Below are 5,205 nucleotides of genomic sequence, written 5' to 3'. Positions count from 1 at the left end.
CGGCGGCCCGGGCGACCCGGCCGCAACCGGCGCGGGACGACAAGGTGGTCGCCGCGTGGAACGGCCTGGCGATCGCGGCGCTCGCCGAGGCCGGCGCGCTGTTCGGCGAACCAGGGTGGATCAGCGCCGCCGAGGACGCCGCGGTGCTGCTGCGCGATGTCCACCTGGTGGACGGCCGGCTGCGCCGGACCAGTCGCGACGGTCGGGTCGGGTCGAACGCCGGTGTGCTGGAGGACTACGGCGACGTCGCCGAGGGGCTGCTCGCCCTGCACCAGGTGACCGGCGATCCGCTGTGGCTCACCCTGTCCGGCGAGCTGCTCGAGGTGGTCCAGGCCCGGTTCGCCGCGCCGGACGGCGGCTTCTTCGACACCGCGGACGACGCGGAGACGCTGCTGCGCCGCCCGCGCGACGATTCGGACTCGGCGACTCCATCCGGCCAGGCGGCGGCCGCGGGCGCGCTGCTCACCTACTCCGCGCTGACCGGTTCGATCGACCACCGACTGGCCGCCGAGCGGGCCGTGACCCGCTTCGCGCCGCTGCTCTCACGCGACGCCCGGTTCGCCGGCTGGGCCGGGGCGGTCGCGGAGGCGCTGGTGGCCGGGCCGGCGGAGGTCGCCGTCGTGGACAGCCCGGAACTGGAGCGGCTGGCCCGGCTCGGGACGGCTCCGGGCGCGGTGGTGGTGACAGGCGGTCCGCTGGCAGCCGGACGGGACAAGCCGGGGGTGTATGTATGCCGCCAGTTCGTCTGTGGCCTGCCCGCGTACACGGCTGCGGACGTTCGCAGCCAGCTGGGCGTGAAGGTCGCCACCTGAGGCGAAGGTGGCTTTCACTTGTGAGCAGGTAAGCGTGTAATCGTCGAGGCGCCGGCCTCCCGCCGGCCGCCCGGCCGAAGCCGATCGCTCCGGCCCAGTTCGGCAGGTCGGCCCCGCGGGCGGGTCCGGCCGGGGGACGGCGAGGAGACGCGACATGTCCGCTCCGCGAGTGCGAGGCTACGGCAGGCCGGGGGACCGGTCCGAGGGAATCCCCGCGCATGACGCACCGGACTGGTTCGCCGCGCGTATCCCGGCCGACTGGTTCGACGGGCCGCCTCGCGTCGTCGTGGATCGCGACGAGATCACCGTGGTCGGCGAGCTCGCCGACGACGCTGACCCGCGCGCCGGCGACGGTGGTGCAGACGGCGACGAGACGGCCCGGATCAGGGCGTTCCGGGAACGCACCCGCGACGAGCGGATCAGCCTCGCCACCGATGCCGAGCACCGCTACGGCCGCAAGGTCGCCTGGGGCGTGACGGCGGGCCGCACCAGCGAGCTGTTCACCGTGCTGTCCGTGCCCGTGATGACCAGGCTGCGCCAACCCGAACGCCAGGTGCTCGACACCCTCGTCGACTCCGGGGTCGCCCGCAGCCGCAGCGAGGCGCTGGCCTGGTGCGTTCGGCTCGTCGGCGAGAACGCCGACACCTGGCTGCGCCAGCTCCGCGAGGCCATGGAACAGGTCGAGAAGATCCGCTCCGAGGGCCCCGGCCTCTGACCACCGCGCACCCCCGCCGCTCTGGTGGTCCCTCCACGCGCGGACCTACCGGGCCGAAGCGTATGGGGTGACCTCAGTAGATGGCGAACATCAGGGCGAGGTAGTGGCAGAGCGCGGCCACGAGGGTGAAGGCGTGGAACACCTCGTGGTAGCCGAAGACCGTGGGTGAGGGATTCGGGCGGCGGGTGGCGTAGACGACGGCGCCGATGCTGTAGCAGACGCCGCCGACCAGCAGCAGCACCATCGAGGCGATGCCGGCGCGATGTGCGAGCTGCGGGATCACGAACACGGCGACCCAGCCGAGCGCGATGTACAGCGGCACGATCAGGTATCGCGGCGAGTGCAGCCAGACCATACGCAGCGTCACGCCGAGTGCGGCGCCGATCCAGACGACGGCCAGGACGACCCGGGCTGTCGCGGGGCGCATCGCTATTAGGGCAAAAGGGGTATATGTCCCGGCGATGAAAACAAAGATCATGGAATGGTCGAGGCGTTTCATCAGCGCCCTGGCGCGTGACGTCGACCACATCGTTCGGTGGTACAGCGCACTGGTTCCGAAGAGCGCGGCAATGCTCAGCGCATAAATCGCCACACCTAGCCGGGCACGGAGCGTGGTGGCCAAGGCTACCGCGAGGAGGCCGAGTGCGAGACTTACCGGGAATGCTCCCGCATGTAGCCATCCCCGCATGCGTGGTCGCACCAGGTCACGTGGGTGGATCGAGCTGTTCGCCTGCGAAGGCCGGGCGGGCTGCTGGGTGTGGGAAGCCACGCTCAGGACGATAACCCGGGGGATACGGCGACCACGAGCTGGAGTCACCCAAGGGCGGTCCGTCGGTACCGGTGCGTGATGGATCCGACGCTTCTGCCCGCTCGCTATCGCGCGACTGCGGGCGGAACGCGCGGTACAGTCTAATGATCCTGATCGCGGCCTCGAACTGCCTCTGTGCCGGCTTTTGTCGAAGCGTGAACGAGTAAGTTCAAGTGTTGAAGTGGGCACAACCAACAGGGCGAGAACGCGGCGGGTTTCGACTCGACCGGAGGTGTGAGCTGTGACGACCGCGGCACAGATTCCGGGGCTGGAAACGGCCCCCACGAAGCACGCCAGGCTGGTCGCCTGGGTGCGTGAGATCGCCGAACTCACCCAGCCGGAACGGGTTGAGTGGTGTGATGGGTCGGAGGCTGAGTTCGATCGGCTGACCAGCCTCCTGATCGAGAAGGGGACCCTGTCCCGGCTGAGCGACGAGAAGCGTCCGAACAGCTTCTACGCGGCCTCGGACCCCAATGACGTCGCCCGGGTGGAGGACCGTACCTACATCTGTTCGGAGAAGCCCGAGGACGCCGGTCCGACGAACAACTGGATGGACCCGGCAGAGATGCGGGTCAAGCTCCAGGGCCTGTTCGCGGGGTCGATGCGTGGGCGCACGATGTATGTCGTCCCGTTTTGCATGGGGCCGCTTGGGTCGCATATCTCGGCGCTTGGCGTCGAAATCACCGACTCGCCCTACGTCGTCATCTCCATGCGCACGATGACGCGAATGGGCGCGGCTGCACTCGAACAGCTTGGCGATGATGGTTTCTTCGTTCCCGCGGTGCACTCACTGGGCGCCCCGCTCGAGGCCGGCGCGGTTGATGTTCCGTGGCCGTGCAACACCACGAAGTACATCACGCACTTCCCGGAATCCCGGGAGATCTGGTCCTACGGATCGGGTTATGGCGGGAACGCGCTACTCGGTAAGAAATGCTACGCCCTGCGTATCGCGTCCGTTATGGCGCGTGATGAGGGCTGGCTCGCCGAGCACATGCTCATCCTGAAGCTCACCTCGCCCGCGGGCAAGGTCCACTACATTGCGGCGGCCTTTCCGTCGGCCTGCGGGAAAACCAATCTCGCGATGCTCATTCCCACCCTGCCCGGGTGGAAGGCGGAGACTGTCGGTGACGACATCGCCTGGATGCGGTTCGGTGAGGATGGCCGGCTCTACGCGGTCAACCCCGAGGCCGGGCTCTTCGGCGTCGCCCCCGGCACCGGCGAGCAGACCAACCCGAACGCGATCGAGACGCTGTGGGGCAACGCGGTCTTCACGAACGTCGCCCGCACCGACGACAACGACATCTGGTGGGAGGGCCTGACCAAGCAGCCGCCGGCGCACCTGACCGACTGGCGGGGCCGCGACTGGACGCCGGCCTCGACCGAACCCGCCGCCCACCCCAACGCCCGCTTCACCGTGCCCGCCGGCCAGTGCCCGACGATGGCGCCCGAGTGGCAGGACCCGAACGGCGTGCCGATCTCGGCGATCCTGTTCGGCGGCCGCCGCGCGACCGCGGTGCCCCTGGTCACCGAGGCACCCGACTGGCGGCGCGGGGTCTTCTTCGGCTCGATCGTGGCCTCCGAGACGACCGCCGCGCAGGCCGGCGCGATCGGCAAGCTGCGCCGCGACCCGTTCGCCATGCTGCCCTTCTGTGGCTACAACATGGCCGACTACTTCGCCCACTGGCTGTCCATCGGCGAGAAGTCGGACCAGGCCAAGCTGCCCAAGATCTACTACGTGAACTGGTTCCGCAAGAGCGCCGAGGGCAAGTTCCTCTGGCCCGGCTTCGGCGACAACAGCCGCGTGCTGGCCTGGATCGTGGGCCGGCTGGAGGGCGAGGCCGAGGGCGTGGAGACGCCGCTCGGCGTGCTGCCGACGAAGGCCGCCCTGCCCACCGCCGGCCTCGACATCACCGACGCCGACCTGGACGCGCTGCTCACCGTTGACGTCGAGGTGTGGAAGCAGGAGGCCGAGCTGATCCCCGAGCACTACCAGACCTTCGGCGACCGGCTTCCCGCCGCGCTCTGGGCCGAGCACGAGGCCCTGATCAGCCGCCTCGGGGCCTGACCCTGCGGGCGCACGAGGACCTGACGGCCCACGGCTGAGGCCATCTCGCCACCGCGGTCCGTGTCGGACGACCATTACCGTCGTCCGACACGGGCTGCGGTGCGTCCGGACGCCTTCGTGCGGCCAGGCCCGGGACCGGTCGCGGTCGCGCACCGTCACGGCGGACTGGCGACCGTCCACCCATCCCGGGGCCGATTACCACCCCGCCCGCGACGGGTGGGACCGGACGGCTGCATCTTCAGGCGAAACAGGCTTGTAATGCCGAGGTTTTTGGAGAATCACCGGCATCTGGTCGTCAGATCTTTGGTGGATGGCGCCGGAGAGCCGACCGGTCGCCCTATCTGGCCCGGTGGGGACATCCGATCGGTGGAACACTCCGTCGGTGCGTGCACACGCCATCCGATCCGTCCTTCCCCAACTGTTCCACCCGGGTTTCCCGTGAGTGCGGGACTGTTGGCCGTGTTTCCAGAAGGCTTCGTCGGGTAGCCCCCGGGCATCCGGTGGTGTCCGGCGGGGGCGGCACGGTCCGCGGCGGTGTCCGGCGAATCCGTCATCGCGAATCGGGCCATCCACCGGCTCCGGTCGACCTGGCGCTGCGGCGGGGCCATGTGCCGCGACCGATCGCTTCTTAGGCGTCCCTAACTTTTTGGTTTTCGCCGACGGAACTCCCGCGGCAGTCGCCTCGGCCCCGCCGCCGCCCGCCCCTGCTGCTCCGGGCACATTGGGCGGGGCCATGACGGGCGGCCCTCGTCGGGGGCCTCGCTGGGCGGGCTGTGTCGGGGCCCTGGCCGGGTCGGGGCCGGGC

4 protein-coding genes are annotated in these 5,205 nt (G+C 69.9%); 3 read left to right on the top strand and 1 reads right to left on the bottom strand.

Annotated features, from left to right (window positions below):
• Together MXD58_RS19375 and abmR are read left to right on the top strand one after the other, a co-directional pair.
• Positions 1 to 812 (top strand): YyaL domain-containing protein (locus MXD58_RS19375; protein ID WP_518478442.1); only part of this gene is annotated, 812 nt, incomplete at its 5' end.
• 154 nt (positions 813 to 966) lie between these two features.
• Positions 967 to 1,527, top strand: coding sequence for an ATP-binding transcription factor AbmR (abmR, locus tag MXD58_RS19370; protein ID WP_248836550.1), 561 nt, complete (start codon positions 967 to 969; stop codon positions 1,525 to 1,527).
• 73 nt (positions 1,528 to 1,600) lie between these two features.
• On the opposite strand, the gene trhA is transcribed toward abmR, so the two are convergent.
• The gene (gene trhA / locus MXD58_RS19365) at positions 1,601 to 2,215 is read right to left on the bottom strand and encodes a PAQR family membrane homeostasis protein TrhA (RefSeq protein ID WP_248836667.1); all 615 of its coding nucleotides are present in this window, start codon (positions 2,213 to 2,215) and stop codon (positions 1,601 to 1,603) included.
• A gap of 361 nt (positions 2,216 to 2,576) precedes the next feature.
• Here trhA and MXD58_RS19360 point away from each other — a divergent pair, with 361 nt between their 5' ends.
• Positions 2,577 to 4,400 carry a phosphoenolpyruvate carboxykinase (GTP) gene (locus MXD58_RS19360; protein ID WP_248836551.1) on the top strand — a complete coding sequence of 608 codons (1,824 nt, stop codon included), beginning with the start codon at positions 2,577 to 2,579 and terminating at the stop codon, positions 4,398 to 4,400.
• Positions 4,401 to 5,205: the final 805 nt, after the last annotated feature.

Origin of the sequence: Frankia sp. AgKG'84/4 (genome assembly GCF_023242965.2) — a bacterium.
In the GTDB taxonomy this organism is placed as follows: domain Bacteria; phylum Actinomycetota; class Actinomycetes; order Frankiales; family Frankiaceae; genus Frankia.
Note: the sequence above shows the minus strand (reverse complement) of the source record. Positions and strands in the feature narration are given on the sequence as shown.

What these genes read in the sequence shown, in the direction of transcription:
- abmR (WP_248836550.1), top strand. Translation starts at nt 967, where the DNA reads ATGTCCGCTCCGCGAGTGCGAGGCTACGGCAGGCCGGGGGACCGGTCC.
- trhA (WP_248836667.1), bottom strand. Translation starts at nt 2,215, where the DNA reads ATGCGGGGATGGCTACATGCGGGAGCATTCCCGGTAAGTCTCGCACTC.